This is a genomic window from Xanthomonas sp. NCPPB 1132 (assembly GCF_056629235.1).
This window is the reverse complement of record NZ_CM152819.1, coordinates 146,924-172,897: the sequence shown is the minus strand read 5'-3', so window position 1 is coordinate 172,897 and position 25,974 is coordinate 146,924. Positions and strand designations below refer to the sequence as shown.

At 70.1% G+C, this 25,974-nt stretch carries 20 protein-coding genes; 6 read left to right on the top strand and 14 right to left on the bottom strand.

Annotated elements, in window-relative coordinates; genetic code table 11:
• Positions 1 to 3: 3 nt before the first annotated feature.
• The 5 genes from AC1G9L_RS00795 to AC1G9L_RS00775 all read right to left on the bottom strand — a co-directional run bounded on the left by AC1G9L_RS00795 (position 4) and on the right by AC1G9L_RS00775 (position 4,940).
• Positions 4 to 693, bottom strand: coding sequence for a DUF4194 domain-containing protein (locus tag AC1G9L_RS00795; protein WP_481069996.1), 690 nt, complete (start codon positions 691 to 693; stop codon positions 4 to 6).
• The gene (locus AC1G9L_RS00790; RefSeq protein WP_019801640.1) at positions 680 to 2,149 is read right to left on the bottom strand and encodes a DUF3375 domain-containing protein; all 1,470 of its coding nucleotides are present in this window, start codon (positions 2,147 to 2,149) and stop codon (positions 680 to 682) included. Before AC1G9L_RS00790 ends, AC1G9L_RS00795 begins: the two co-directional genes overlap by 14 nt.
• Before the next feature lie 31 nt (positions 2,150 to 2,180).
• Positions 2,181 to 2,780: a GTP cyclohydrolase I FolE gene (gene folE, locus AC1G9L_RS00785; RefSeq protein ID WP_019801639.1), complete on the bottom strand. Its 600-nt coding sequence runs from the start codon at positions 2,778 to 2,780 to the stop codon at positions 2,181 to 2,183.
• Positions 2,781 to 2,948: 168 nt separating this feature from the next.
• Entirely contained in the window at positions 2,949 to 4,298 is a 1,350-nt protein-coding gene (locus tag AC1G9L_RS00780; protein WP_019800469.1) for an MFS transporter, read from the bottom strand.
• A 96-nt stretch (positions 4,299 to 4,394) separates the two neighbouring features.
• Positions 4,395 to 4,940: a YdeI/OmpD-associated family protein gene (locus AC1G9L_RS00775; protein ID WP_481069994.1), complete on the bottom strand. Its 546-nt coding sequence runs from the start codon at positions 4,938 to 4,940 to the stop codon at positions 4,395 to 4,397.
• Positions 4,941 to 5,274: 334 nt separating this feature from the next.
• On the opposite strand from AC1G9L_RS00775, the gene AC1G9L_RS00770 reads away from it, so the two are divergent.
• From AC1G9L_RS00770 to AC1G9L_RS00755, 4 genes are all read left to right on the top strand, one after another.
• Positions 5,275 to 7,383 (top strand): methyl-accepting chemotaxis protein, encoded by a 2,109-nt coding sequence (locus AC1G9L_RS00770; RefSeq protein WP_481069993.1) that lies wholly within the window; start codon positions 5,275 to 5,277, stop codon positions 7,381 to 7,383.
• Positions 7,384 to 7,587: 204 nt separating this feature from the next.
• Entirely contained in the window at positions 7,588 to 8,493 is a 906-nt protein-coding gene (locus AC1G9L_RS00765; protein ID WP_481069991.1) for a type II toxin-antitoxin system RelE/ParE family toxin, read from the top strand.
• A 514-nt stretch (positions 8,494 to 9,007) separates the two neighbouring features.
• A complete protein-coding gene (locus tag AC1G9L_RS00760; protein WP_019799272.1) occupies positions 9,008 to 9,463 on the top strand; it encodes a hypothetical protein in 456 nt (151 codons plus the stop codon).
• Positions 9,464 to 10,068: 605 nt separating this feature from the next.
• Positions 10,069 to 11,331: a lipase family protein gene (locus AC1G9L_RS00755; RefSeq protein ID WP_019800071.1), complete on the top strand. Its 1,263-nt coding sequence runs from the start codon at positions 10,069 to 10,071 to the stop codon at positions 11,329 to 11,331.
• A gap of 302 nt (positions 11,332 to 11,633) precedes the next feature.
• Here AC1G9L_RS00755 and AC1G9L_RS00750 read toward each other — a convergent pair whose 3' ends face one another.
• Entirely contained in the window at positions 11,634 to 12,335 is a 702-nt protein-coding gene (locus AC1G9L_RS00750; protein WP_481069990.1) for a DUF2306 domain-containing protein, read from the bottom strand.
• A gap of 75 nt (positions 12,336 to 12,410) precedes the next feature.
• Here AC1G9L_RS00750 and AC1G9L_RS00745 point away from each other — a divergent pair, with 75 nt between their 5' ends.
• Entirely contained in the window at positions 12,411 to 12,866 is a 456-nt protein-coding gene (locus AC1G9L_RS00745) for a hypothetical protein (protein WP_019800069.1), read from the top strand.
• Positions 12,867 to 12,894: 28 nt separating this feature from the next.
• Here AC1G9L_RS00745 and AC1G9L_RS00740 read toward each other — a convergent pair whose 3' ends face one another.
• The 4 genes from AC1G9L_RS00740 to AC1G9L_RS00725 all read right to left on the bottom strand — a co-directional run bounded on the left by AC1G9L_RS00740 (position 12,895) and on the right by AC1G9L_RS00725 (position 14,575).
• Positions 12,895 to 13,119, bottom strand: coding sequence for a hypothetical protein (locus AC1G9L_RS00740; RefSeq protein ID WP_019800068.1), 225 nt, complete (start codon positions 13,117 to 13,119; stop codon positions 12,895 to 12,897).
• Positions 13,120 to 13,273: 154 nt separating this feature from the next.
• A complete protein-coding gene (locus tag AC1G9L_RS00735) occupies positions 13,274 to 13,789 on the bottom strand; it encodes a hypothetical protein (protein ID WP_481069988.1) in 516 nt (171 codons plus the stop codon).
• A gap of 66 nt (positions 13,790 to 13,855) precedes the next feature.
• Positions 13,856 to 14,227 carry a type II toxin-antitoxin system RelE/ParE family toxin gene (locus tag AC1G9L_RS00730; RefSeq protein WP_019800067.1) on the bottom strand — a complete coding sequence of 124 codons (372 nt, stop codon included), beginning with the start codon at positions 14,225 to 14,227 and terminating at the stop codon, positions 13,856 to 13,858.
• 3 nt (positions 14,228 to 14,230) lie between these two features.
• A complete protein-coding gene (locus tag AC1G9L_RS00725; RefSeq protein ID WP_019800066.1) occupies positions 14,231 to 14,575 on the bottom strand; it encodes a type II toxin-antitoxin system prevent-host-death family antitoxin in 345 nt (114 codons plus the stop codon).
• Between the two features lie 272 nt (positions 14,576 to 14,847).
• Here AC1G9L_RS00725 and AC1G9L_RS00720 point away from each other — a divergent pair, with 272 nt between their 5' ends.
• Positions 14,848 to 15,180, top strand: coding sequence for a hypothetical protein (locus AC1G9L_RS00720; protein WP_010341478.1), 333 nt, complete (start codon positions 14,848 to 14,850; stop codon positions 15,178 to 15,180).
• A 114-nt stretch (positions 15,181 to 15,294) separates the two neighbouring features.
• Here AC1G9L_RS00720 and AC1G9L_RS00715 read toward each other — a convergent pair whose 3' ends face one another.
• The 4 genes from AC1G9L_RS00715 to recC all read right to left on the bottom strand — a co-directional run bounded on the left by AC1G9L_RS00715 (position 15,295) and on the right by recC (position 25,716).
• Positions 15,295 to 16,353 (bottom strand): RhuM family protein, encoded by a 1,059-nt coding sequence (locus AC1G9L_RS00715; protein WP_019800065.1) that lies wholly within the window; start codon positions 16,351 to 16,353, stop codon positions 15,295 to 15,297.
• A gap of 21 nt (positions 16,354 to 16,374) precedes the next feature.
• Positions 16,375 to 18,360: an exodeoxyribonuclease V subunit alpha gene (gene recD / locus AC1G9L_RS00710; RefSeq protein WP_481069986.1), complete on the bottom strand. Its 1,986-nt coding sequence runs from the start codon at positions 18,358 to 18,360 to the stop codon at positions 16,375 to 16,377.
• A 118-nt stretch (positions 18,361 to 18,478) separates the two neighbouring features.
• A complete protein-coding gene (gene recB, locus AC1G9L_RS00705; protein ID WP_481069985.1) occupies positions 18,479 to 22,312 on the bottom strand; it encodes an exodeoxyribonuclease V subunit beta in 3,834 nt (1,277 codons plus the stop codon).
• Entirely contained in the window at positions 22,309 to 25,716 is a 3,408-nt protein-coding gene (recC, locus tag AC1G9L_RS00700; RefSeq protein ID WP_481069983.1) for an exodeoxyribonuclease V subunit gamma, read from the bottom strand. The genes recB and recC overlap by 4 nt, the downstream gene beginning before the upstream one ends.
• Positions 25,717 to 25,974: the final 258 nt, after the last annotated feature.

Genomic DNA, 25,974 nt, shown 5'->3' with positions numbered 1-25,974 from the left:
CGCTCACGGCGCCGCCTCGGCCGCGCCGTCGCGCAGGCCGCGATAGGCCGCCGACAGCGCCTGCACGTCCTCGGCCGAGAACAGCAGCTTCAGGGCGGGCGAGACTTCGTAGCGGTCCTCGCTGCCGCGCAGCTTGGACAGCAGGTGGTTGTCGCGCATCTTGGCGATCGCCGCCAGCACCCGCCGCGCGAAACCGGCGCGGTCGGTGGAGAGGTTCTTCTCGTACACCGACAGCACTTCCAGCAACTGCGCCTCGTCGACCACCGCGCGCTCGCCGCGGGTGTCGGCCTCGGCCAGTTGCTGGCGCAGAAACAGCAGCAGCACCGACTCGATGAAGGTCAGCGGCGCGGTGCGCAGCAGCGCCGGGGTCTCCAGTTCGCCGGTGTCGGCCTGGCGCGCGAACGCCACGCCGCCGTCGCGGTCCAGCACCAGTTCCAGGAACAGTTCGCTCAGCACGCGGCGGATCGCCGCCTCGTGGCGCAGCAGCGCCGGCCACAGCGGGCCGTGCCGGTAGGCATCGACGCTGGGGCCGGACAGCAACTGGCACAGCGCGCGCCGCGCCTCCAGCGGCAGGCTGCCGCTGTCGCCGGCGAACAGCGCGGTGCCGCCATCAGCCGCAGCGGACGTGGCGGCGGCCGCGGCGACATCGCCGGCATCGGCGTCGTGGCCGTGGAATTCGTCAGACCAGCTCATTGCGTTTTTCCTTGGTGAACCACACCAGCGGGATACGTGCGCGCCGGACCTGGCCGTCGCCGCCCTCCCATTGCACCGCTTCCCATTCGCCGTCGACGACCACGCCGTGGCGGGTGCCCAGCGCCAGGTAGCCGATCACGCTGCCCAGGCCCTGCGCCGCCGGGCGCTGCCGCAGCGCCTCGCCGATGCTCAGTTGCGGCTGCCGGCCGAGCAGGTCGTGCAGGTCGTTGCGCAGGCCGCGCAGGTCGATCTCCGACTGCGCCACCAGGTCGCCGACGCTGTCCAGCGAGATCGTCGCCGCCTCGGCCGCCTGCACCCGCCCGTCCACCTGCTGGCTGCGCGGGTCGTGCAGGCGCCACTGCGACAGCGAGCGCAGCCGCGCGCTGCTCAGCGGCAGCACATAGCCGGTGGCCGCGGTGGCATGCAGGTGGTCGCGCAACTGCAGCGCCTCGCCCTGCGCCTGCTTCAGCAACTGGTTGAGCCGGCGCTGTTCCAGGTAACCGCGGCTCTGCACGAAGCCGCGCAGGCTGCGCGCGAAATGCTGCATCACCTCGTGTACCTGGCCGCCGCGTTCGAGCAGGGTGCCGGTGAGCCCGCGCAGGAAGGCGCGTTCGTGGCGGTCCAGGCGGCGGGCGAAGCCACGCGCCAGCAGCGCCTCCAGCGCCGCGTCCAGCTGCACGCTCTGCTCGGCATCGTTGAGCAGGCTCCAGAACGCCTGGAAACTGCGCCCGGCCTCGCTCTCGCCGATCACGTCGATGCCGGCGAACAGCTTCTCCAGCACGTCGCCGCGCGCGCCCTCGTCGTCGATGATGCGCTCGCGGAACTCGCGGTTGAGCCGCTCGAAATCGTCGCGGACGCGGCGGAAATCCTCGGTCAGGTCGTCGGACAGGCGGATGATGTCGCGGGTGCGCTCCAGCGCGCGCTTGCCGTCCAGCGCAGCCAGCTTGCCGGCGGCCACGCGCTCGATCTCCGCGTCCAGGCGCTCGCGCTCGGCGCGCAGCGCGGCCAGGCGCGCGTCCGGATCGGTCTCGGTCTGCCCGGCCAGTTGCACCAGCTGCTGGATCACCAGCGACAGCCGGCTTTCGGTGGCCACGCTGGCGCTGTCGCGCACGCCGGCGATGAAGCGGATGGCCTGCGCCGCCTGCCGCGACAGTTCGTATTCTTCCTGCGCGTCGCCCTCGGGCAGGCGCCGCTCCAGCCAGCCCTGCGCCAGCCAGTGCGCCACGTAGGCCTGGGCGGTGCGCGGCAGTTCGCGCGACAGCTCGTCGTCCTTTAGCGCATCGAGCTGGCGCTGCAGGCGTTCGTGCAGCACATCGGCCGGCAGCCGCCGCTGGGCGTCGCCCAGCAGGGTCTGCAGCAGGCCGATCAGCTCCGGGGCATGGTCGGCGGCGAGCAGCTTCCACAACGGCTGTTCGCGCAACTGGCGATAGCCGGCGATCCGGACATGCGGCTTCATGCAGGAACCGACCGCCACCGCATCCGCAGACTCAGCGCACGCGCTCGATGAAGCGCAGGAACTCGGCGCGGGTGCGCGCGTCCTCGCGGAAGGTACCGAGCATCTTCGAAGTGACCATGCTGACGCCGCGCTTGTGGATGCCGCGGGTGGTCATGCACTCGTGCGCGCCTTCCACCACCACGCCCACGCCCAGCGGCTGCAGCACGTCCTGGATGCACTGGGCGATCTGCGCGGTCATCTTCTCCTGCACCTGGAAGCGCCGCGCATAGGCCTCGACCACGCGCGCCAGCTTGCTGATGCCCACCACCTTGCCGCGCGGCAGGTAGCCGACGTGGACCTTGCCGATGATCGGCGCCATGTGGTGTTCGCAGTGGCTTTCGTACTCGATGTCGCGCAGCACGATCAGCTCGTCGTAGCCGGCCACTTCCTCGAAGGTGCGCAGCAGGTACTCGCGCGGGTCGGCGCGGTAGCCGCTGAACCAGTCGCCATAGGCCTCGGCCACGCGTCGCGGGGTGTCCAGCAGGCCCTCGCGGGTCGGATCCTCGCCGGCCCAGCGCAGCAGGGTGCGCACCGCGTCTTCGGCCTGCGCCTGGGTCACCGGGGAAGTGGAGTTGTTGTCTGGATCGGCCATGGGGGGAACGCCCGTGAGGGGGCTGCATGGTACCCGAGTCGCCTCGCAGCCGCCGCATGGCGGCGCCCGCGCGGCGGGGCGACCCGGCCGACGCGGGGTGCGCCGTTCAGCGTGCGTCCGCGCCAAGCCCGGGCGGCACGTGCACCGCGCGGGCCGCCACCGCGCCGGTCAGCGCCGGCGCGCGTGCATCTCGCCTTCGTGGTCCAGCCAGTTGCTGCCCTTGTTGGTCAGGAAGAACACGTACACCAGCAGCGACACCGCGATCACCGCCGTGGCGTACCAGACGAAGGTGGTGACGTGGCCGGTCTTCAGCGAGGCCTGGTACAGCAGCGGCGCGGTGCCACCGAAGGCCGAATTGGCCAGCGCATAGCCCAGGCCCACGCCCAGCGCGCGGATGTGGGTGGGGAACAGCTCGGCCTTCACCACCGCGTTGATCGAGGTGTAGCCGGTGAGGATGACGAAGCCGGCGGTGAGGATGGCGAAGGCGCTCAGCCAGTCGCTCTGCTTCGGCAGCTCCAGCACCAGGAACCAGGTGTAGAGCACGCCGCCGATGCCGAAGAACACCAGCAGGGTCTTGCGCCCGATCAGGTCCGACAACCAGCCGCCCACCGGCTGCATCAGCATCAGCACGATCAGCGCGGCCAGGTTGATGATGGTGCCGGCCATCACGTCGTCGCCAGCGAAGGCGGTCTGGATCATCTTCGGCCCGGTCACCGAGTAGGTATAGAAGGCCACGGTGCCGCCGGCGGTGATCAGGAAGCACAGCAGCAGCGGGCGCCACTGGTGCACGAACAGCTCGCGCAGCGAGCCGGAAGACCTGTCCTTGCCCTGCTTGGCCGCGGCAATGGATTCGGAGGTCAGCGACTCGTCCATCGTGCGCCGCAGCCAGAAAACCACCAGCGCGCCGATGCCGCCCAGGCCGAAGGCCACGCGCCAGCCCCATTCGGAAATCTGGCCCTTGTCGAAGAAGTGCAGCATGCCGAACAGCACCGCCTGCGCCAGCACATGGCCGCCGACCAGGGTGACGTAGTGGAACGAGGACAGGAAGCCGCGCCGCCCCGGGATCGCCGCCTCGGACATGTAGGTGGCGCTGGTGCCGTACTCGCCGCCGGTGGCGAAGCCCTGCAGCAGGCGCGCCAGCAGCAGCACCACCGCCGCAGCGCCACCGATGCTGGCCACGGTGGGCGTCACCGCGATCAGGAACGAACAGGCGGCCATCACCGACACCGACACCGTCAGCGCCAGGCGCCGGCCGTAGCGGTCGGCGAAGCGGCCGAAATACCAGGCGCCGATCGGGCGCATCAGGAAGGTCACCGCGAAGATCGCCCACACGTACAGCGTGGCGTTCTTGTCCTCCTTGGAGAAGAACTGCGACTCGAAGTAGGTGGCGAACACCGAGTAGACGTAGACGTCGTACCACTCCACCAGGTTGCCGGCCGAGCCCTTGAGCGTGTTGGACACCGAGCGGCGCAGGCTGCCCGGTGCGGCGGCGGCGGACGGAGAGGTGGATGCACTCATGCGGTGGGCCTCATGGATGGACGTCACGGAGTATAGGCAGGCGCTTGCGAGGATCCTGTCGCGACGGCGGCCACGCCAGGCGTGCGCGCCATGCCCTCATTGCGCCTGCGGCGCGGCGAAGGCCTTGCTGTACATGCCCGAGCGGTCGAAGCAGCAGACCCGCCGCTTGCCCGCAGCGAGCATGTCGCAGGTGCTGGCGATGCGCTTGACCCGCGTCTGCGCCTGCTTGCCCGCGCCGATCCAGAAGATCCAGTCGCGGCGCGCCACGGTGGTCAGCGTGTCCCAGGCCACGCGCGCGGACGGATGCGCGGCCAGCGCGCGTGCCAGGTCGTCGGGCACCGCCGGTTCCGGCTCCACCGCCACCGGCGCGATCTCCAGCGTCACCGTGGCGCCGGGGTCCAGGCCCGCGGCCGCGCGCAAGGCCGGCTCCACCCGCAACCAGTGGCCACCGCGCCCATCCGGCTGCAGCGTCGCCTGGAACGGATGCCCACCGAACTGGCCTTCCACACTGGCCAGGCCGCGCGTCGGCAGGGCCGCGCTGGCCGCCGCGGGCAACCGCAGGAAATACCAGGTCGCGTCGGGCGGTGCGGCCGGACGCAGCAAGGTCGCCTGGAAGCGGATCGGGTCGGCGGTGCCGGTCATGCGCGGACCTTAGCACCGGCCGCGAGCGGTGCCATGCTGCACCTGCGCGCGGCGGTGGCGCGGCACGACCGGGTCCTGCCGGGCAGCAAACGCAGCGCCCTGCCCGCCGCGGACCGCCGCCGTCGGCGCCGCGGACAGGCACCGCGTCACGTTCCCCGCACCGCGCGAGCAGCGCCAAGGCCCCACCCCTTCAGTTCGACCCGGCATCGCCGCTATCCATGCGCCGGCCCGGGGACCAGCGCGATGCGCGCGTCACGCGGGCGCAGGCAACCTGCCTGCCCGTCCGCCGCCACCCACCGTCGATCCCTCTTCCTTCCCCCACTCCCCCGATCCCATGCACGTCCTTTCGCATCTGCGCATCGGCCAGCGCCTCGCGCTCGGCTTCCTCACGATCATCGTGCTGATGGTCCTGCTCACCGTGGTCGGCATCCAGCGCGTCCACAGCATCGACCGGCGGCTCACCGCGATCAACGAGGTCAACAGCGTCAAGCAGCGCTACGCGATCAACTTCCGCGGCAGCGTGCACGACCGCGCCATCGCCCTGCGCGACGTGGTGCTGCTGGACGATGCGGCCAGCCGGCAGGCGACCGAACAGACCATCGACAAGCTGGCCGGCGACTACGCGCGCGCCGCACAGCCGCTCGACGCCCTGCTCGCCGCCTCCACCGACGCCCAGGAAAAAGCGATCCTGCAGCGCATCCAGGGCATCGAGGCGCGCACCATGCCGCTGATCGCGCAGGTGCGGCAACTGCGCGATGCCGGCGACACCGTGCAGGCGCAGGCGCTGCTGCTGCAGCAGGCGCGACCGGCGTTCGTCGACTGGCTGGCCAGCATCAACGCCTTCATCGACCTGCAAGAGGCCAAGAACCGCCAGGCCGCCAAGGAGGCGATGGCCACCGCGCGCGGCTTCGCGTTGCTGATGGTCGGCTGCACCGTGCTGGCGCTGCTGCTGGGCGCGCTGATCGCCCTGCTGCTCACCCGCCGCGTGGTCCGCCCGCTGCGGCAGGCCCTGGGCCTGGCCGAGCGCATCGGCGCCGGCGATCTGAGCAGCCCGGACACCGCCACCACCCACGACGAGGCCGGGCAGTTGCTGCGCGCCATGCAGCAGATGCAGCGGCGCCTGCACGAGGTGATTTCCGCGCAACGCGAGATGGCCGCGCGCCACGACGCCGGCGCCATCAGCTACCGCATGGACGTGCAGCGCTTCCCCGGCGAGTACGGGCGCATGGTCGCCGACACCAATGCGCTGGTCGATGCGCACGTGCAGACCCAGCTGCGCATCACCGAGGTGATGGGCCGCTACGCCATCGGCGACCTCAGCCAGGACATCGCCCAGTACCCTGGCGAGAAGGCCGCGATCACCGCGGCGATGCAGCAGGTCAAGCAGAACCTGCACGCGATCAACGTGCAGATCCAGACCCTGGCCGAAGCCGCCTGCGCCGGCAACTTCGCCCACCGCGGCCAGCCGGAGAGGTTCGAGCACGCCTTCCGCACCATGGTCGAGAACCTCGACACCATGATGGCCACCGCCGACGCCAACCTGGCCAAGTTCTCGGCACTGCTGCGCTGCATCGCCGATGGCGACCTCACCGTGCGCATGAGCGGCAACTTCCATGGCGTGTTCGCCACCATGCGCGACGATGCCAACAGCACCGTGCACCGCCTCACCGACATCGTCGCGCACATCCAGCGCACCACCAACAGCATCGGCTTCGCCGCCGAGGACATCGCCAGCGGCAACCAGGAGCTGGCCAAGCGCAGCGAGCAGCAAGCGGCCAGCCTGGAAGAGACCGCCGCCTCGATGGAGGAACTGACCTCCACGGTGAAGCAGAACGCCGAGCACGCCCAGCGCGCCAACCAGCTGGCGCTGGGCGCGGCCGGCGTGGCCAGGGAAGGGCGCGACGTGGTCGGCCAGGTGGTGGCGACCATGGACGGCATCCAGGCCGCCTCCCGGCGCATCGCCGACATCATCGCGGTGATCGACGGCATCGCCTTCCAGACCAACATCCTCGCCCTCAACGCCGCGGTGGAAGCCGCGCGCGCCGGCGAGCAGGGCAAGGGCTTCGCGGTGGTGGCCGCGGAGGTCGGCACGCTCGCGCACCGTTCGGCCGGCGCCGCCAAGGAGATCAAGACCCTGATCGACGACTCGGTGCAGCGCGTGGCCCACGGCGCCACGCTGGTGCACCAGGCCGGCGCCACCATGGACCAGGTGGTGGCCAGCGTGCAGCACGTCACCGACCTGATGGGCCAGATCTCCGCCGCCTCGCACGAGCAGGCCAACGGCATCGCCCAGGTCAACCAGACCATCGCGCGCATGGACGAGACCACCCAGCAGAACGTGGCCCTGGTGGAAGAAGCCAGCACCGCGGCGCGCTCGCTGGAGGAGCACTCGGCGCAGCTGACCCAGGCGGTGGAAGTGTTCAAGGTCGGCGCCTACGTCTGACCGAGAGCGGCCGCGCCGTCCACCCAGGTGGGCGGCGCGCGGCCGGCCGCCCCCCGCGCGTGAACGCCAGGTGTCGGGTGATGCCGGCCATCGCATCGGTTGCCATGGCCGGCGCCGGCGCAGGCGGTACGATGGCGGCCTCCCACGTTCGCCCCCTCCCCGGAACCGCATGAAGGCTGGCCTCCCCGACGCCGCCGCGACGGCATGAGCCGCGCGTCGCACCGCGCGCCCGTCGCCGCCGAGACCCGCAGCGAACGCTGGCAGCGCTGGATCGCCTGGCTGCTCAGCGCGCTGCTGCACGTGCTTATGGCGCTCGCCCTGCTCTACGCGGCCAAGCCCACCATGTCCACGCCGCAGGGCGCGGCCGGCGGCAGCCGGATCCGCGTGGACTTCCTCGGCGACAGCGACAAGCCGGTGAAGCCGCTGCCGCCCAAGCCCAACCCGCCGCCGGCGTCCGCCGCGCCCAAGCGCACACGGGCCACCACCACCGTGCAATCCACCCTGGTCGCGCAGTCCGACGACCCGGAGCCGCCGCCCGATCGCGTCGACACGCCGAAAGCGGCGGATAAGCCCGCGCCCGCCCCGGCGCCACAGCCGCGTCCGGCACCGCCCGCCCCCACCCCGCCCGCGGACGCCCCGGCGCCGAGCCCGGCGCAAACCGCCGACAGCAATCCGCCGCCGCCGACCGAGCGGCGCCCGCAGACCTGGACCGGCCGCCCGCCCGGCGCGCTCGACACCGACACCGCGCCGGACAACAGCGGCCTGGCCGCCGGCCCCGGCAACCGCGGCAACCGCCACGACATGGACGCGGCCCAGCCCAGCCTCGAAGTCGGCGGCTACCTGGTCTATTACGACCTGGGCAGCGAGAGCCAGCTGCGCACCTGGCAGCAGCAGGGCATGAAAGAGATGTTCATCCTGCTGCCCGGCACTCAGTACCGCATGGTCTGCCCACTGGAGATCGCCCTGACCCGCGGCTCCGGCAAGTGCCGCGACCTGCCGCCGGACTCGCCGGAGTTGAAGGACATCGGCGATGCCCGCCAGGTCATCACCATGCTGCAGGTCTACCACCAGGGCGAACTGGTCTGGCGCGGGCCAGGGCCGTATCGCTGAGTTGCTGTGATTGGGCGATTGATGCGTCCAACCTCACTGCAGTCGGGACTGAAGTCCCTCCCACACAGAGCGCGCATCTGCCAGTGCTGCCGGCAGCGCTTCCTTCGCAGAAAAGCGCCCCGCGCGGCCTGCGCGACTGCCGCACGCGCGCTCGATGGCGTCGGCTGCTCCGCCCCCCGTAGGAGCGGCTTCAGCCGCGACGAGCGAAGCCTTCGTCGCAGCCGACATCACTGCAGTCGGGACTGAAGTCCCTCCCACAACGCGCCACCAGCCTTCCGTACTGCATCAGCGCCGGCAGGCCCGCTCGGGCTGCAGGAGCGGTTTCAACCGCGACCCAGGCGATGCGACGCGCAGGCGACATGGCGCGCGGTCGCCACCACCCGGCGCCCTCACGCCCGCTTTGCATTCGTCGCCGACGCGGTTGCTAGAGTCTGCCCGCGCCGCCGCGGCCGCCTGTCCCTGCTTTGCATGGACCGCCGGTTCGGCGTCTTTCCTCCATTGAAGGAGTCTCGACATGCCCTGGAAACTTCCCCTCGCAACGCTCGCCCTCGCAGCCGTCGCCCTGCCCGCGCTGGCCCAGTCCGACCGGCAGGTGGTCGAGGACATGCTGACCCGCTCGGCCAACGTCTGCCCCGGCCACAGCACCGAGCGCACGTCCCCGACGGTGAAGGCCGTGCCGGTGGGCGCGCTGCGGGTGATGCTCGACCGCGGCCTGGTGATGTGCCCCGACCGGCGCCTGGACGCCACCGCCCCGGCCGTGTTCTACGGCAGGCTCGGCGTGTTCGCCTGGAACCCCGAGGTCGCCGCCGGCTCCAGCGTGATCGTCAAGCAGATCGACGCGATGACCCGCAAGGACGAATACCCGTCCGAAACCCTGGTATGGGACGCCAAGGGCACCGCGCTGAAGCAGCAGACGGTGCCCGCGTTCGAACCCAAGCCCGGCGCTACCGTGCTGTATCAGGTGCGTTGAGGCCCTGCAGCTGGTCTGTGCGTGCACGGGCCTGCGATGAAGCCGGTGCGGCCCCCAGGGTCCGCCGGCTTTTTTGTGCCGCATGAAGGCCAGCAGTTCGCCGGGGCGCGACCGCGCCGCGATCGCGGGGACAGCCATGCCGCGCCATGCCGTGCAGAACCACCACGCTGTCCAGCTCGTGTCCTGCCGCCTTCCCCTTCTCGACACTGGAAATGACGCAACGACGCGCTCAATTATTTTGCTCAACGTCCGATTATCTTTAAGATCAAGATTATTAACTCCTGAAACATCCATGCGCGCCGTAGACAAATGCGGCCACACAGGCCTCGCCTGCGCACAATATCCGAATTCGGCCGAATTCGCGCGAAAACCAGCGGATGTTTCATCATTTCCTCAACGTCACTGTGGCGCATCGCACGCCATCGCCTCGACATGTGACCGGATTTTCCTACACCACATGTCGATTCCTGCGAGCGAATGCCACGCGAATCAATACCGCGGATAAACATTATCCCGCTGTGTCGCAAAAATAATGCAGACGACATAGTAGCGTCTGCGCCCTCCCCCCCCCCCGGGCGACCGGGCATCATTGCGAGGATGTTTCCATGGCCACACAGCGGAATCGGCTGGCGCTGCGCGCACTTTCCCTCATCGGCATCGCGGGCGCGTCGTTGCCCATCGCCGCCACGGCGGCGCCGGCGCGCGGCACCGTACTCAAGAGCAATGTCCTGACCAGCTACACCCGCCAGGCGATCGGTACCCTACTGGCCAACGACCAATCCCCCGACCAGGCCAAGTGCGACGTGCGCGTGGCCGAGTTCACCTACGCCACCATCGGCGTCGAGGGCGAACCCACTACCGCCTCGGCCGCGCTGCTTGTGCCGGGCGGCAGCCAATGCCCCGGTCCGTTCCCGCTGGTGAGCTACAGCCAGGGCACCGAGTCGCAGCGCCGCGCCGAACAGGCCAAGGAGATCCGCGATGCCAAGGGTGACGACACCATGGTCACCCACCTCGCCACCCAGGGCTACGTGGTGGTGAGCAGCGACTACCTCGGCATCGGCCAGTCCACCTACGCATTCCACCCCTACCTGCACGCCGCGTCCGAGGCCAGCGCCACCATCGATGCCCTGCGCGCCGCGCGCCAGGTGCTGCAACGACTCAACACCCCGCTATCGGGCAAGGTCATGCTGACCGGCTACTCGCAGGGCGGGCATGCCGCCATGGCCACCCAGCGCGAGATCGAAGCGCACCTGACCAACGAGTTCAACCTGGTCGCCAGCGCGCCGATCTCCGGCCCGTATGCGCTCAGCCAGACCTTCCGCGACAGCTGGAGCGGCCGCAACGCCGTGGGCGAGAACACCTTCGGCATCGTGCTGGCCAGCTACGCCATCGTCGGCATGCAGCACACCTACAAGAACCTCTATCTCGACCCGTCGCAGGTGTTCCAGGATCCGTGGGCCAAGCAGGTGGAGAAGCTGTTCCCCGGCAACCAGAGCCTGACCGACCTGGTGCTCGGCGACACCCTGCCGGGCGTGGACAAGATCCGCCAATACTTCCAGCCCGGCTTCTACAAAGACTTCGCCAGCAACGCCAACGACCCGTTCCTGCGCGACCTGGAGCGCAACGACCTGCTCGACTGGGCGCCGCGCACCCCGACCCTGCTGTGCGGCTCGGACAACGACGCCACCGTGCCGCTGAAGAACGCCACCACCGCCGTCGCCGCGTTCAAGGCGCGCGGCAGCAATCAGGCGACCGTGCTCGACCTGGGCACCGGCAAGCCCAGCGACAACAGCGCCCTGGAGCATCTGTTTACCCAAGAGGCCTGCACCATCGCCGTGCGCCAGCAACTGTTCGACAAACTTCGCTGAGGTCGCGGCGGGCGACAACGCAGGCGCACTCCTCCCCCGGCGCCTGCGATCGTCCGTCCCGCTTGCTGCCACGCCTGGGCGCAGGCGTGGCGGCGTTTTTCTGTGCGATGCGAGCGGCGCACGTGCCGGCGTCTCACGGCGAGGTTGGCGGCGGCGATGACGGCGCGTTGTGCTTTGCAACGCCAAAGCAGAGACGCCGACGCTAGGGCCACAACCGACTCAGACATCCGCATGACCGCAGATCGGCGAGGGTAGGCCGGCACCCGAGTCGCAAGCCGGCGCATAGTCCCCCACGCCCGTCATCACCCCGTGCCGAGACCGGCGCCGCGCAGCAACATCGACACCTGCTTTCGACGATTCCGCACATCGGCGATCGCCCGGCCTACGCCATACACCGACAACGGCGCCACCCAGCTCGCCCACAGCAGCAGCGCGATCAAGCCCGGCGACGGCGTCAGGCCCAGGCCGATCGCCGACGGCAACGACACCCGGAACACCACCGGCGCCAGCGTCGCCAGATAAGCGCGGACCATCCAGCGCTGGTGCCGCAGCACCTGCCCGCGCCAGATCGCCACCAGCCCCACCGACCCGGTGACCAGCCACGCCAGCGCCGTGGCCGCGAACGCCACCCGGATGGAAAGCGGCGCCGGCGAGGTCGCGATCAGCCCGACCGCCCCGACCATCGCCACCACCATCCCCGCGAAATACACCCTCCCCACCCAACGATGCAGCCGCGGCCAACGCCGCCACCGCTGCGTCGCGAACTGCAGCGCCCCCAGCAACAGGCCGACCGCCCCGCCACCGAGATGGCACCACAGCCACCCGCGGCGGGTCATGAACATGGCGTATGCAGGTGAATCTAGCGCCGCATACTTCAAGTAAACGTGGCGGACGAACTCGGCCGAAACCGCGGCCAGCGCGAGCCACAACAATGCCCACGCCACGCGCGTCACAGGCCTGCGTCGGCGCAGTTCGACACCCTCGCGTATCGGATCGACCCGCATGTCCGGCTCCCTCGGCTAGTCCGCTCTGGGGATGAAAACGCTAGCATGCCAACTACACTTTTTCTTGAGCTAGCCATGAAGGCAACGAAAGTCCATCTCGCCCTGCTTGCCTTGCTTGTTTCGGGGGTCGCTGGCGCCTCCGAAAGAAACGACCGTCCCGATTTGTCGCGCCTATTGTCCGATTCTGCGGATTTTTGCGAGAAAACTGGCAGTTTAGACAGGTCGTGCATCGATAGGCTGGACTATTACTTCGGAGTGATTTATGAGATGGACGAAACCGATTTGTCGACCAAGATCGATGAGCGCGCGATATTGGACATCGCGGAACTGCTGAAGAGCGACTACCCAAAGCTGTTCAGAGCGGCACGGATTCTTGGCGCGATGGGAAAGCGGGCAACGGTAGCGTTGCCGAGTTTGCGAGCTGCAGAAGCCGAGGCTGGCGTCGCGAGAGATCTAGACAGCTTGATCGGCAGCGAAGCACTTCAAAAGTCTCTCAGACTTAATATACAGCGGATAGAAGGCAAGCGTTGACTGCCCATATACCGTGTGAATCCAGCACTCACCGGGTTCGCCTGCGCTGCCGAACCATCTGCCGCGCCGCATCCAGCAGCCAGTACCCCATGGCTGCCGCCAGGGGAATCTCGATCACCCGCGAAGTGAGCGCGACGAAGCACACCAGCAGCAATACCGGCGCCACGCGCCACACGGGCTGGTGGAATGGATTCAGATAGTGCCGCTGGAAGCCGCGGACGCACGCGACGATCAGCAACGAAACCTGGGTCATAGTGCACTTTTTACCAGCCTGGCCTTGTCCAAAGGGGCCGACCCATCGGGCGATGCCTGAAGCTGACCGTAGAAGAAGTGCACTCTGACCGCGGTTTTCCGACCCCGGTTTTCCGGGTTCTTCGGGGGCGACTAATTACACAAAATTACGGACTTCATCTTGCGATGTCTCTTACATCAATCCTTGCGTCTTTCCAAACCTGACGGCTACTTGGGTCAGACCTATCTGGAAGTTCATAGGCGTCATCTTCAATTTCAAGATCTCCTATTTCATATCGTTTGGACGGAGGATATTTTGATCCATGAAAGGTACCGCTTACTCGGATGTATTTATAAGCAAAATCATCAAAGGCCTTTTCCTGCCTAGCCTCAGAGCCACGCAGTATAATAACGTTATCCTGCGATAGCGAATGCTTGTAATCCAGGTCGTTGGAGTAAAGGGAGAGTTGGTCTCTATCTATCACCAAAAACCCGCTCACAATTATTTCTTTTCCGTCATACTCATTTGGACTCATGGCCAAATCGCGAATCGTAGGAACACAAATTATATGGCCATTATCTTTTTTCGAACACCTTGATGGCAATGCTTTTTCAACCTCAGAGTTCTGGCACGCAGCCAAGATCGCTGAAATCATCATTCCACCCAGAACTTTCCGCAAACGGCTTTTCATACCATCCACCTCCTCTACCCAACCACACGCATCAGGAAACCGGGGTCGAAGATCACCATCTGTACCTCACTCACGGCCCCAAAGCCCAGCGAAATCGAACGAAAGCTGGCGGTAGTGGCGGATGGAGAGCAGATACACGGTGGAGGATTCTTCCGCCACCGTGTACAGCATCACGTAGTCACCGTGCAGGTAGATGCGCAACGCATCCGGCGCTCCCGCCGGCAATGCGGCCAGTTGCGCCAGCGCCTCGGCCGATTGAGGCGGCGTGTCCAGGTAGAGCCGGCCAATGCGCGGGAAACGCCGCAGGTTCGGGATCACGGTTGCCCGCAATTCGGCGAGCAGGTCGTCGAAGGCCGCAGCGACATCGGCGTCCAGCAGGAACGTTTCGATCGCGTCGAGGCACGCGAGGAAGCTCTCCGTCAGTTCGACGCGATGCAACGGTCAACCCCGCTTCTTGGTAGCCCGTTTGCCGGGGTCTGCGGGATGAGGCGCCTTGGCGGCCGCACGCCGCTGCTGCAGTTGGCCGATGGCCGCGTCGGCCTCTACGGTGCGGCCTGCTGCGATGTCAGCCAAGCCGCGCTTCGCATCGTCGAGCAACAGCAGATGGATGCGCTCGCGCTCGAGCCGGTGGTAGTAGTCCAGCCGGTCGGCGTCGATCAGCGCGACGTAGCTCTCGCCGTTCTTGGTGATGATCTTCTCGGCGCCGGCCTTCGCCTGGTCGGCCAGTTCGGAAAGATTGGCGCGCGCCAGGGTGAAAGGCACCACGTCGTTGACGGAAAAGCCCATGGCCGGCTCCTTTCACTATTGATTACAGGATTCTGTACAGGCTATCACCTGCATGGTGTCGCTGCCAGCGCACACGGAAGCTCATTCGGACAAGCCCAATGCGTGGCGATGGACAAAGCCGTACCAATGCAAGCCGCATCCTCCTCCTGAGCGCTGCGGGCGCTCCAGCCGCCGACCGGATTTCTGCGGCTCCGTCCTTGCCCCGCACTCTTGACCTCCCATACATCCAACCCATCGCATCCTCGCCCCGATTCCAACACCGGAGCGGGGACATGACGAAGTGGATGGGGGCGGCGCTGGCCGCGGCGATGCTGGTGACCGGCTGCGCCCGGGTGGAGGGCGAGAAGTTCGTCGGCCACTGGGTCAACGTGGAGTCCAAGGACGACACGATCGACATCGAGCGCAACGGGGAGTCGTTCATGGTGCGCAACACCACCCCGCGCTTCTTCACCCGCAAGCCCAAGACCGAGAGTTACCCGGCCATCTACAAGGACGGCGTGCTGCAGGTGACCAACGACGGGGAGACGGTGAACTTCGCCATCGATGAGGCCGATGGGCACCTCAACACCGGCAGCGACGAGTACCAGCGCGTGCCGGCCAAGTAATCGTGCGACGTCGAGCCCGGACCACCGGGCTCGCCTGGCCTGCCCGCATCGGAAGGTCCCTGCGGGTAGGGCATGGGTGCCGGCAGTTCGCCGGTTCCCGGGACGCGGCTTCGCTTACTCGCCAGTGGGCCGCTTGGTCCGCGTGGACCGGCGCTTCTCGCTCTCGAGCGCTTTCAGCTTGCGCGTTGCCTCTTCGAAATCGCGCTCTACCGGCGACGGTTCTTCCAACGTGCGCTGCCTGTAGCGGGCGAACTCGGCCTTGGAAAATTCCAATGCCTGTTCGCGGCCGATGCGGCCGGCATGGGTCAACACGTCGCGGTCGCTCAGGCGCAGGAAGTCGTCCAGCTTGGCGATCCATGCGGCCATGGTCATCGGCTTGCGGTTCATGGCCTGCAGCTCGGCGAACTCCAGGTAGGCGGTGACGATGCGGTTCAGTGCCTCCAGCTCCTCCGCGTTCAAGTAGCTCTTGGCGACGACCGCATCGGACGCACGCGGCGCGGCGCCCACCCAGTTGGTCATGCCGCTGTGCGGCTTGCTGGCGTCGGCGCGCTCCATGAGCAGTTCGGCGGCGGTGTGGCCATGGGCCGCCCAGTGCATCTTGTTCTGCACGGTGGCGAAGAAATGCTGGCTTGCTTCGGCCGACGGGTCGTAATCCACGCTGGTGGCGTAGATGTCCAGCACCTTGCGCCAGAACAGCTTCTCCGACGAGCGGATGTCGCGGATGCGGCCCAGCAGTTCTTCGAAATAGCCATCGTCAGGCCCGCGCTTGAGCCGTTCGTCGTCCAGCGCGAAGCCCTTGACCAGGTACTCGGACAGCCGCGCCGTCGCCCACTGACGGAACTGCGTGCCGCGCGCGGAGCGGACCCGGTAGCCGACGGCGAGGATGGCGTCGAGGTTGTAGTGATCGATGGTGCGGCGCACCTGGCGCTCGCCTTCGGCTTGAACTATCCGGAGTTTCCGGACAGTTCGTTCAGCTTCGACTTCTCCCTCTGCATAGATGTTCTGCAAATGTTCGCTGATGGTCTTGACCGAGACCTGATACAGCTCCGCGATCTGCGCCTGCGTCAACCACACCGACTCGCCTTCCAGCCGCACCTGGATCCGCGTCTGCGCATCCTCGCTGCGATACAGGATCAATTCCGAGGTGGGGGCTTCCTTGTCGTCGCTACGCATGCCGGCTCCTGATGCGGTTCGTCAAAACAGCGCGCCCTGGATCGGCGTGCCGGAGGGTGCGGGAAGGATATCGGCTGCAGGCGATCTCGGCGGCCGCTCCGCCCCACCCAACCGCCACGCCAACCCAGAGATCCGCGCCGCGTGCCGGGCCAGCGCAGCGCGCAGCACCGCTTCGCTGGCGGCGATGTGCAGCGCGCGGCGGGCGCGGGTGATGCCGGTGTAGACCAGTTCGCGGCTGAGCACGCGGGCGTCGCGTGCCGGCAACTGCAGCCACACTTCGTCGAACTCGCTGCCCTGGGCCTTGTGCACGGTCATGGCGAAGGCGCTTTCGTGCGCGGGCAGCGCGGCCGGGTGGAAGCCGCGGACCTGGCCGTCGCCGGCGCCGTCGAACCAGGCGACCAAGGTGCCCTGCGCGTCCTTCAGGCAGATGCCGACGTCGCCGTTGAACAGGCCGTGGCGGTAGCTGTTCTCGGTGATCAACAACAGGCGTCCGTGGAACCAGGGCGAGGCGGTGCCGAGGCGGCGTGCGCCGCTGGCGGTCTCGGCCAGCAGTTGTTCGATGCGTGCGTTGAGCCCGCGCGCGCCCTGCGGGCCGGCGCGCACGGCGGTGAGCAGGCGCAGGCGCGCGGCGGCGCGCAGGGCCTGCGCCGGATCGTCGGCGTCGCCGAGCGCGCGCCAATGCGCGAGCAAGGCGTCGCCGCCGACGGCGAGCGCGTCGTCGACGCCGTCATGGAAGTGCACGCCGGCGAGCTGGCCGTCGCGCAGCAGGCGCAGGGCGCCGTCGGCATCGCCGCTGCGCACCGCGTCGGCCAGCGGCGCCAGGGCGAAGTCCTGGGCCTGGCGGTAGCCGCGCAGCAGGTGCACGCGGTGCCCGGCGAGACCGCCGTGGTCGTGCGCGACCGCGCTGTGGCCGAGCAGCGGTTGCAGCGCCTGCGCGTCGTCGGGCTGCAGCGCGTCGCCGGGGCCGGCGGCCTGCAGGATCGCGGCGAGCACGTCGCCGGCTTCCACCGAGGGCAATTGGTCGGCGTCGCCGAGCAGGATCAGTTGCGCGCCGTCGGCCACGGCGTCGACCAGCTTGCACATCAGCGGCAGGTCGACCATGGAGGCTTCGTCGATCACGATCAGGTCGAACGGCAGCGGGTTGTCGGCGTCGTGGCGGAAGCGCGGCAGGTCGGGGATGACGCCGAGCAGGCGATGCAGGGTGCTGGCGCCGGCCGGCAGGGCCTCGGCCAAGGTGGGGTCGACGCCATCGGCGAGGGCGCGCGCCACCGCGGCGCGCAGGCTCTCGGCCATGCGTTCGGCGGCGCGGCCGGTGGGTGCGGCCAGGGCGATGCGCGGCGGTGGCAGGCCGGCGGCGCGTGCCTGGGCGAGGCGCAGCAGCAGCAGGCGGGCGATGGTGGTGGTCTTGCCGGTGCCGGGGCCGCCGGTGACCAGTAGCAGGGCGCGGCGCAGGGCCAGGGCGGCGGCCTGGGCTTGGCGGTCGGATGGGTAGGCGGCGGCCGTACCCTCACCCGCCCTGCGGGCACCCTCTCCCGGGGGGAGAGGGAAGAGCTGGGCGAACAGGGGCGCGAGGGCGGCGAGGTCGCTATGCGGCAGCGGCTGTGCGGCGAGGCGGCGCAGGCCCAGGGCGAGGCGTCGCTCGTACTCGCGGTAGCGGCGCAGGTAGAGCAGGCCGTGTTCGAGTACGAGTGGGCAGTCGGGGCTGGCCGGGTCTTCGGCAGCAGGTTGTGCGACCCAGCGCGAGGCGGCCAGGGCGCGGGTCCAGTCGTCTGCGGAGGGCAGCGCGGGGGCGACGCCGTCGCGGGTGTCGAGCAGGAGGCTGGCGCGAGCGGGGTCGAGGCCGGCGTGGCCGCTGGCCACCGCCAGCGAGGCCAGGGCGGCGCCGGCCAGCACCGGGTCGGGGGTGTCCGGGTCGAGGCGGCTCAGGCTGTGGGCGAAGGCATGGTCCAGCGTGCGCAGGGTGCCGCTGCGGTAGAGGGTGGCGAGGAGATTGGTGGGTTGGCTCACCGGGTGGCTCCGTGGGCGGACGTACCCTCACCCCAACCCCTCTCCCGGGGGGAGAGGGGCTTGAGCGGGCGCGGAGCGACGGTGCAGTGGCCGACGGCTAGGAGGTTGGTGGGTTGGCTCACGGGGTGGCTCCGTGGGCGGACGCGCCCTCACCCCAACCCCTCTCCCGGGGGGAGAGGGGCTCGGGCGGGGCACCGGCGAAGAGGGCGTCGACGCCTTCGATCAGGTCCGGGTCGAAGCGCCAGGCGTGCACGCCTGGCGACGGGTCGCGGGCGGCATCCAGGCCGCGGCAGAACAGGTAGCGCACGCCGCCGAAGTCGCGGGCGTAGTCGTAGGCGCCGCCCAGGCGGAAGCGCAGCCAGCGGTGCAGGGCCACGGTGTAGATCAGCGCCTGCAGGGTGTACTCGCTGTGTGCCATCGCCCGCGCCAGGGCGTCGGGGTCGTAGGCCGGCAAGCGGTTGGACTTGTAGTCGAGCACGTACCAGCGGCCGTCGTGCCGGTAGGTGAGGTCGATCAGGCCGGTCATCAGCCCCTCCAGGCGTTGCCGCGTGCCGAACGCCTGGCGCTCGCCGGCCACACCGAAGCGGTGCAGCAGCGCCAGCAACGCGTCCACGCGCGTCGGGCGCATCGCGAAGTGGAATTCCATTTCGTTGCGCCGCTGCTCCTCCGGCACCGCGGCCAGGCAGGTGCCCTCCGGCAGCGCCACGGTGAGGGTGTTGCCGACCAGGGCGGTGAGCATGGCGGTGCCGTCTTCCAGCTCGTCCTCAGCATAGCCGCCGCGCTGCAGGGCTTCGACGATGGCGGTGGCCTGCCCGGCCGGCGCCGGCTGGCCTGGCTGCCAGCTACGCCAGGCGGCGAAGTCGCAGCGCTCGAACACGTCGTGCATGGCCACGCCGAAACGGTTGCCGACGAAGCGGCGGTCGACCATGTCCACCTCCACCGCGGCGCTGACCGGCTCGCTGGCGGCGGGTTCGTCGCTGCCGCCGCTGCTGGGCACGGTGGCGCTGGCCATCGGGTCGCTGCCGGCGTCGGCATTGGCGAGCTGGGTGAAGCTGTACACCCACCACTCCGGCAGCACGCGCCGCTGCGGCACGCGCGCCGGCGGCACCGGCGGCGCCGGCTCGGGCGGCAGGCGCGGCAACTGCGCCGGCGGCGGGGTGCTGTCGATGGCGATGGCACCGGGCGCGGCGGCGGCCTGCAAGGCGTCGAGGTCGCGCAGCATCGGCGCCAGCGGCGTCCGCTCGTGCTGCGGAAACGCGCCGGTGGCGATCCACAGCGCGTGTTCGGCGCGGGTCAGGCCGACGTAGAGCAGGCGCGCGTCCTCGGCCCGCTGTTCCTGTTTCCACGCGGTTTCGGCCGTCTCCCAGGCCGGGTCGGACTCGCCGCCGCTGCGACCGGTGTTCCACTGCAATAGGCGCCCGCCCTGCGGCGCCGGCACCACGCAGTGGCGACCGGCGCTGCGCTCGCTGCGGCCGATGCCGGCGTACGGCAGGAACACCAGCGGATACTCCAGGCCCTTGCTCTTGTGCAGGGTGACGATCTGCACGCGGCGCGCATCCGACTCCAGCCGCAGTTGCTGCGCTTCGTCGCTGTCGTCGGCATTGGCGATGCGCCGCGCCAGCCAGTCGACCAGGCCATGCGGGCCGAGCGCGCGGGTGTCGGCTTCCTGCAGCAGTTCGGCCAGTTGCAGGTAATTGGTGAGGCGGCGCTCGCCGTCGACCAGCGCCAGCAGGCGTTGCCCGTGCGCGGCACCGAGGTCGCCGATCAGGGCGAGCGGGCCGCCGCGCTGCCAGCGTTCGCGCCAGTCCAGTGCCTGTTGCTGCCAGCGGCGGTGGCGCTCGCCGTCGTGGTCGAGCGCGGCGATGGCGGCGGCGTCCTCGCCGATCAGCACGGTGGCCAGTGCGGCGCGCAGGCGACCGTCGTCGCCGGGGTCGAGCAGCGCCTGCAGCAGCGCCAGCAGTTCCAGCGCCTCCTCGGTGGCGAACAGGCTGCGACGGCCGGCGGCGACCGCAGGAATGCCTGCCGCGGCCAGCGCCTGCTGGATGCGCGTGGCCTCGCCGTGGCTGCGCACCAGCACCGCGATGTCGCCGGCCTGCACGGGGCGGCCGAGCAAGCTCGCGCTGCCGTCGCGCGCATCGGCCAGCCAGCCGCGGATCGCCGCGACGCAGGCGGCGGTGCACAGCTCGCGGGCGCGGCCGGCGCTCCACGGCTTGGGCTTGCCCGGCCCCTTGGCGGTGGCCGGTGGCGGCGGTGGTTCCGGTGCGCGCCAGACGGTCAGCGCCGGGGCCGGCACGCCATCGCGCTGCAGGTCGGCATCGACGCGCTTGCTGCCCGGCTGCACCGGGTGGAAGGCGATGCCTTCGGTGAGGAAGGCCTCGGCGTAGCCGGCCTGCGCGTACAGCGCGTCGATCGCCGCCAGCAGCGCGGGGCGCGAGCGGAAGTTGTGCGCCAGCGGCGGCGCGCGTTCGGCGTCCGCGGCGGCGGCCAGGTAGGTGCGCACGTCGCCGCCGCGGAAGCCGTAGATGGCCTGCTTGGGGTCGCCGATCAGGGCGAGCAGCGGCGGCGTGTCGTCCGCTGTGGACAGCGATGGCGCGAACGCCGCGTCGTCCTGCGCCACGGCGGAGCTAGTCGTCTCCGGGGCGAACACCTTGCGAAAGATCGTCCACTGGCGATCGTCGGTGTCCTGGAATTCGTCGACCAGGGCCACTGCGTACTGCGCGCGCAGCCGCTGCGCCAGGGCGGCACCGTGCGGGCCTTCCAGCGCGCGCGCCACGCCCTCGACCAGGTCGTCGTAGGTCTGCACGCGGCGCTGGCGCTTGAGATAGGCCAGCCGCTCCGCCGCGTCGGCGCGCAATGCGTGCAGCAGGCGGATGCGGCGTTGCGTGCGCCACTGCGCCAGCTGCGCCAATGCGGCCATGTAGCCGTCGATGGCGTGACTCAGCGGCGAAGCCGGGGTGCGCTCGGCGTGCTTCTTGTTGGTGCCGGCGGCCAGGTCGGCGGCGGTGAGCTTGACCAGCTTCGGGTGCGACGGCGCGTCCGCCGATGGCGCCGCGGCGAAGGCATCCAGCCAGTGCCACAGCGCGGTCAGCCAGTCGGGCTTGTAGCTGACCTTGCTCAGCACGCCGGCATCCATCGCCGCGGCGATCGCTTCGAAACAGGCGGTGCCGTGCGTGCGGAACGCCTCGGCCAGCGCCACGCCGGCGCGCTGCGCGGCCTGCTGCAGCACGGCGCCGTCCTCGGCGGCGAAGACAGGGGCGGCCGGCAGCAGGGTCGGATGCCGCACCAGTTCGCGCAGATCGATGGCCATGCCGTCCGGCCCGCCCGGCCACAGCGCCACCAGGTCCTCGGCCATCGCCGGATCGGCGGCGCGTTGCCGCCACAGGTCGGCGGCGACGTCGCGCAGCAGTTCGCGGTCGTCGGTGAGCAGTTGCGGCGCGGCGAAGGCCTGGCCGCTTTCCAGCGCATGCTCGCGCAGCACGCGCGCGCAGAAGCCGTGGATGGTGAAGATGGCAGCGAGGTCGATGTCCTCGGCGGCCTGCTGCAGGCGGCGGCGCAGGGCGGCCGGAGTTTCGGTGCTGGCGGCCAGGTGCGCGGTGAGGATGGCGCGGGTGAGGGCGACGTCCGGGGGGGCTTGTTGCGGGGTTGGGCGCGATGGGTCGGTCGCGATATCCGTCGCGGCTGAAGCCGCTCCTACGAGGCTTCCATCGGCGTCCGGCACCAGCGTCGCAGCCAGCGCCAGGCGCTCGCGGATGCGCCGGCGCAGTTCCTGGGTGGCGGCCTCGGTGAAGGTGACGGCGAGGAGTTGGCCCAGGCGCAGGCCGCGTTCGACCACCAGGCGGGTGAACAAGGTGGCCAGGGTGAAGGTCTTGCCGGTGCCGGCGCTGGCCTCGATCAGGCGCACGCCGTGCAGCGGCAACTGCAGATAGGGGTCGCGGTCGGGTGCGGCGCTCATTCGGCGTCTTCCTGGGTGCCGCGCCAGCGCTGCCAGCTCTCGCTCAGCCGCTCGGGATCGAGTGCGGGGCCGGCGTCGCCCTGTTCGAGCAGGCCGAACACGCGCTGGCTGGTGGCGGCGAACTCGGCGAAGCGCTGCGCATCGGCGAACGGGTCGCGGCCGCGGCCGACCAGGCGCAGTTCGGGGCTGTCCGCCTCGCTCCAGCCGAAGCTGGCCTGCCATTGCGCGGCAGCGTCCTTGATCGCCTTGTCGAGATCGCCGGCGCGCGCGGCCTGGTAGTACTTCCAACTGCTGTACGGCGCGAACGCCAGCGGCGCCTGCCGGCCATGCTGGTACAGCTGCAGCAGTTCGCCCAGTGCCTGCTGCGCCTGGGCGGCGGGCAGCGGCTCGCGGTCCATCGGATGCGGGCCGAGGCTGTCGTCGTGGTCGAAGAAACGCACGTAGGGCGCGCGTTCTCCGGCGGCGCGCAGCAGCAACCATTCCAGCCCGTGGCGGATCGCGCTGCGCCCGCTCAAGGCGCCCACCTGCACGCGCGCCACGCCAGACGCATACCAACCCGGCAGGCGGCCATGCAGCGCGGTGCCGTCGAGGTCCACCTGCAGCCGCGGCGCCAGCGGCGCGTCGTCGCCGCCACGCCACTGCCGGAACGCCTCGGCGTACGGGCGCAACTGGCGCACGCGCTCGTCGAGCTGGCGCCGGCCCAGCGGCCCGGACGGCAGCAACGCGCGGGCGCGCAGGCGTTCGTACAGGGCCTCGGTGTCCTCGCGCAGCACCGCCTCGAACACCTGCTGCTGCAGGCCATACTGATCGAGCCCGCGGCTGGGCGCCAGCAGCGGTTCCAGATCGCTGTCGGCCTGCGCCGGATCGGGCAGGCGCAGGCCCAGGCGCTGGCGCAGGAACTGCCCGGCCGGATCGACCAGCAGCCGGCGCAGATCGTCGATGGACAGTTGCGCGGGCAGCGCATCGTCGGCCGCGGCCGGCAGCGCGTCGATCCATGGCGCCAGCGGCTGGCGCTGGCCGACCAGGCTGTCCACCGCCGGCCGCCACTGCCGTCGGTAGCTGAACCGGCGCGGATCGGCATCCTCGGCACCGGTGGCGCCGAACGCGGCGGCAGCGAACGGCTGCAGCGGATGCCGCACCACCAGCGCCGCGGCGGCGGCCGGGTCGGCGTGGTACTGGGCGGCGCAGGCCAGCAATTCGCCGACCAGCGGCGAGGGTTCGCGCACGCTGCCGTCGCGCGCGTCGGCGCCCAGGTAGCTCAGGTAGAACACCTCCTGCGCCGAGGCGAACAGCTGCAGGAACAGGAAGCGGTCGTCCTCGCGCGTCGAGCGGTCGCCGTGGCGGCGGCGGGTGGTGCCCAGTTCGGCGGTGAGGCGGTTGAGCCCGGCGGCCGGATCGCGGCGCGGGAAGTCGCCATCGTTCATGCCCAGCAGGCAGATGACCCGGAACGGCAGCAGCCGCATTGGCACCATGCGGCCGAAGCTGATGCCGCCGGTGAGCAGCGGCGCGCGCGTGTCCGATTCGCCCAGCACCGCGGCGAAGTGCGCACGCACCACCTCGGCCGGTACCGCCTCGGTGTAGTCGGCACGCGCGGCGTCGCGCGCGAACTGGTCGATCAGCGCGCGCAGGCGCTCCAGCGCGCGCTGCTGGCGCGGTGCCGACGGACTCTGCGGCAGCAGCGCCTCGAGCAGGCCCAGCAGCACTTCGCGCCACTGCGCCGGCGGCATCGGCTCGGCCAGCGCGGCCTGGTGGCGGTCGAGCACGCGCAGCAGGCGCAGCAGCGTGTCCAGCGCGGCCAGCGCGCTGCCTTCCAGTTGCGGCCACGGCGCCACGCCGTCGATGTCGTCCTCGGCGCCGCTGGCGTGGCCGAGCAGCAGCCGGTCCAGGGCGAAGCGCCAGGTGTAGGCGTCGTCGGCCGGCGCCTGGTGGCGCTGCCGGTGCGCCGCATCCAGCCCCCAGCGCGCGCCGGCGGCGTGCAGCCAGGCGCGCAGGCGTTCCAGCCCGGCCTCGTCGAGGCCCGCGGCCTCGGCGATCGGCGCGCTGGCGAGCAGGTCCAGGATCTCGTGCAGGCCGAAGCGTGCGATCGGCAGGCCGAGCAGCGCCAGGAACACTTCGGCCAGGGGCTCGCTGGCCAGCGGGCTGGCGTCGGCCAGTGCATAGGGCAAGGCGTCGTCGCCGGCGTGGCCGCCGAACACCGCGTCCAGGTACGGCACGTAGGGGTCGATGTCCGGCGACAGCACCGCGATCTCGCGCGGCTGCAACGGCGGCTCGAAGCGCGGGTCGTCCAGCAGCGCACGCAGTTGGTCGTGCAGCACCTGCAGTTCGCGCAGGCGGGTGTGGCAGGCGTGCACCTGCAGGCTGGGATCGTGCGGGTCCACCGCGGCCAGCGGTGCCGGCCGCGCCGGCGCGCGGCGATGGAACAGATCGCTCTGCATGCGCCGCAGCAGGCTGTCGCCGAGGCCGCCCTCGGCCAGCGCGCGCCGGCCCGACTCCAGCGGATCGGCATAGACCGCGATCTCGGCCAGCGGATGCACCACCTCGTAGTCGCCGATCAGCGCCATGAAATCGCGCCCGGCCGCGCCCCATGCCTGCAGCAGCGGGTTCTCCTGCACCTGCTCGGCGAACAGGTCCACCGCCCCGCCCTCGCGGCGGCGCTGCCACAGCGTCTGCAGATCACCCCAGTATCCCTGCGCCGGCGTCGGCAGGTAGAAGTGCAGCGTGCCGGCGCGCGCCTGCGTGGCCAGCACGCGCAGCACGTCGGGGGAGATGTTGAGCACGGCGAAGGCGAACAGGCGCCGCGGCAGGCCCTGCGGCAACGGCCCGTCCGGGCGCGCGTAGCGGTCCAGGTACTGGCCGATGCGCCGCGCGCGATAGGCGCGGCCGCTGGCGATGCGCCGCCACAGCCGCGCCTGCGGATCGTCCGGGTCGGCGCCGCCTTCCCAGCGCAGCAGCCAGTCGCGGCGCCAGGCCTGGTACTTCTCGAACACGTTGCTCAGCTCGCCGGCCAGGCTCCACGGCTTGAGCGCATCGCCGTCGGCCAGATAGCCGGCCAGCGGCGCCAGCGCCGCGTCGCTGCCCAGGTCGCCCTGCAGCGCCGCGTACAGGCGCCAGTGCATGGTCGCCATGTCCAGATCGTCGGCCGCGGCGCCGAGATTGCGCTCCAGCGCGCGCGCGACGAATTCGCCGGGGGTCAGGAATTCCAGGTTCGCCGCCACCCCGTGCACTGCGGCCAGGGTGGATTGCAGCCAGCGCCGCATCGCCACCTGCGGGATCAGCACCACCTCCGGCGCCAGCAAGGGCTGCCCCGGCGGCGGCCGGCGCAGTTCTTCGGCGAGCAGGGCGGCCAGGGTATCCAGCGCGTTGGACGGATACAGCCGGAAATCGGGCGCGGACGGGGCAGGCATGTGCCGGGCATTGTGCCGGATGCGGGCAGGTGGTGCTTTCGGGCGCAGCCTTGTGCATCCAAACATCGCGGGTCGCTTCGCGCCGGACCCTCACCCCAACCCCTCTCCCGATGGGAGAGGGGCTAGCCGCTCCCTTCTCCCCTCGGGACCATGGCCCCCTTTTTGGGGGAAGGTGCCCCGAAGGGCCGGATGAGGGTACGGGCGCCAGCCTGGTGCACCCAAACATCGCGTGTCGCTACGCGCCGGACCCTCACCCCA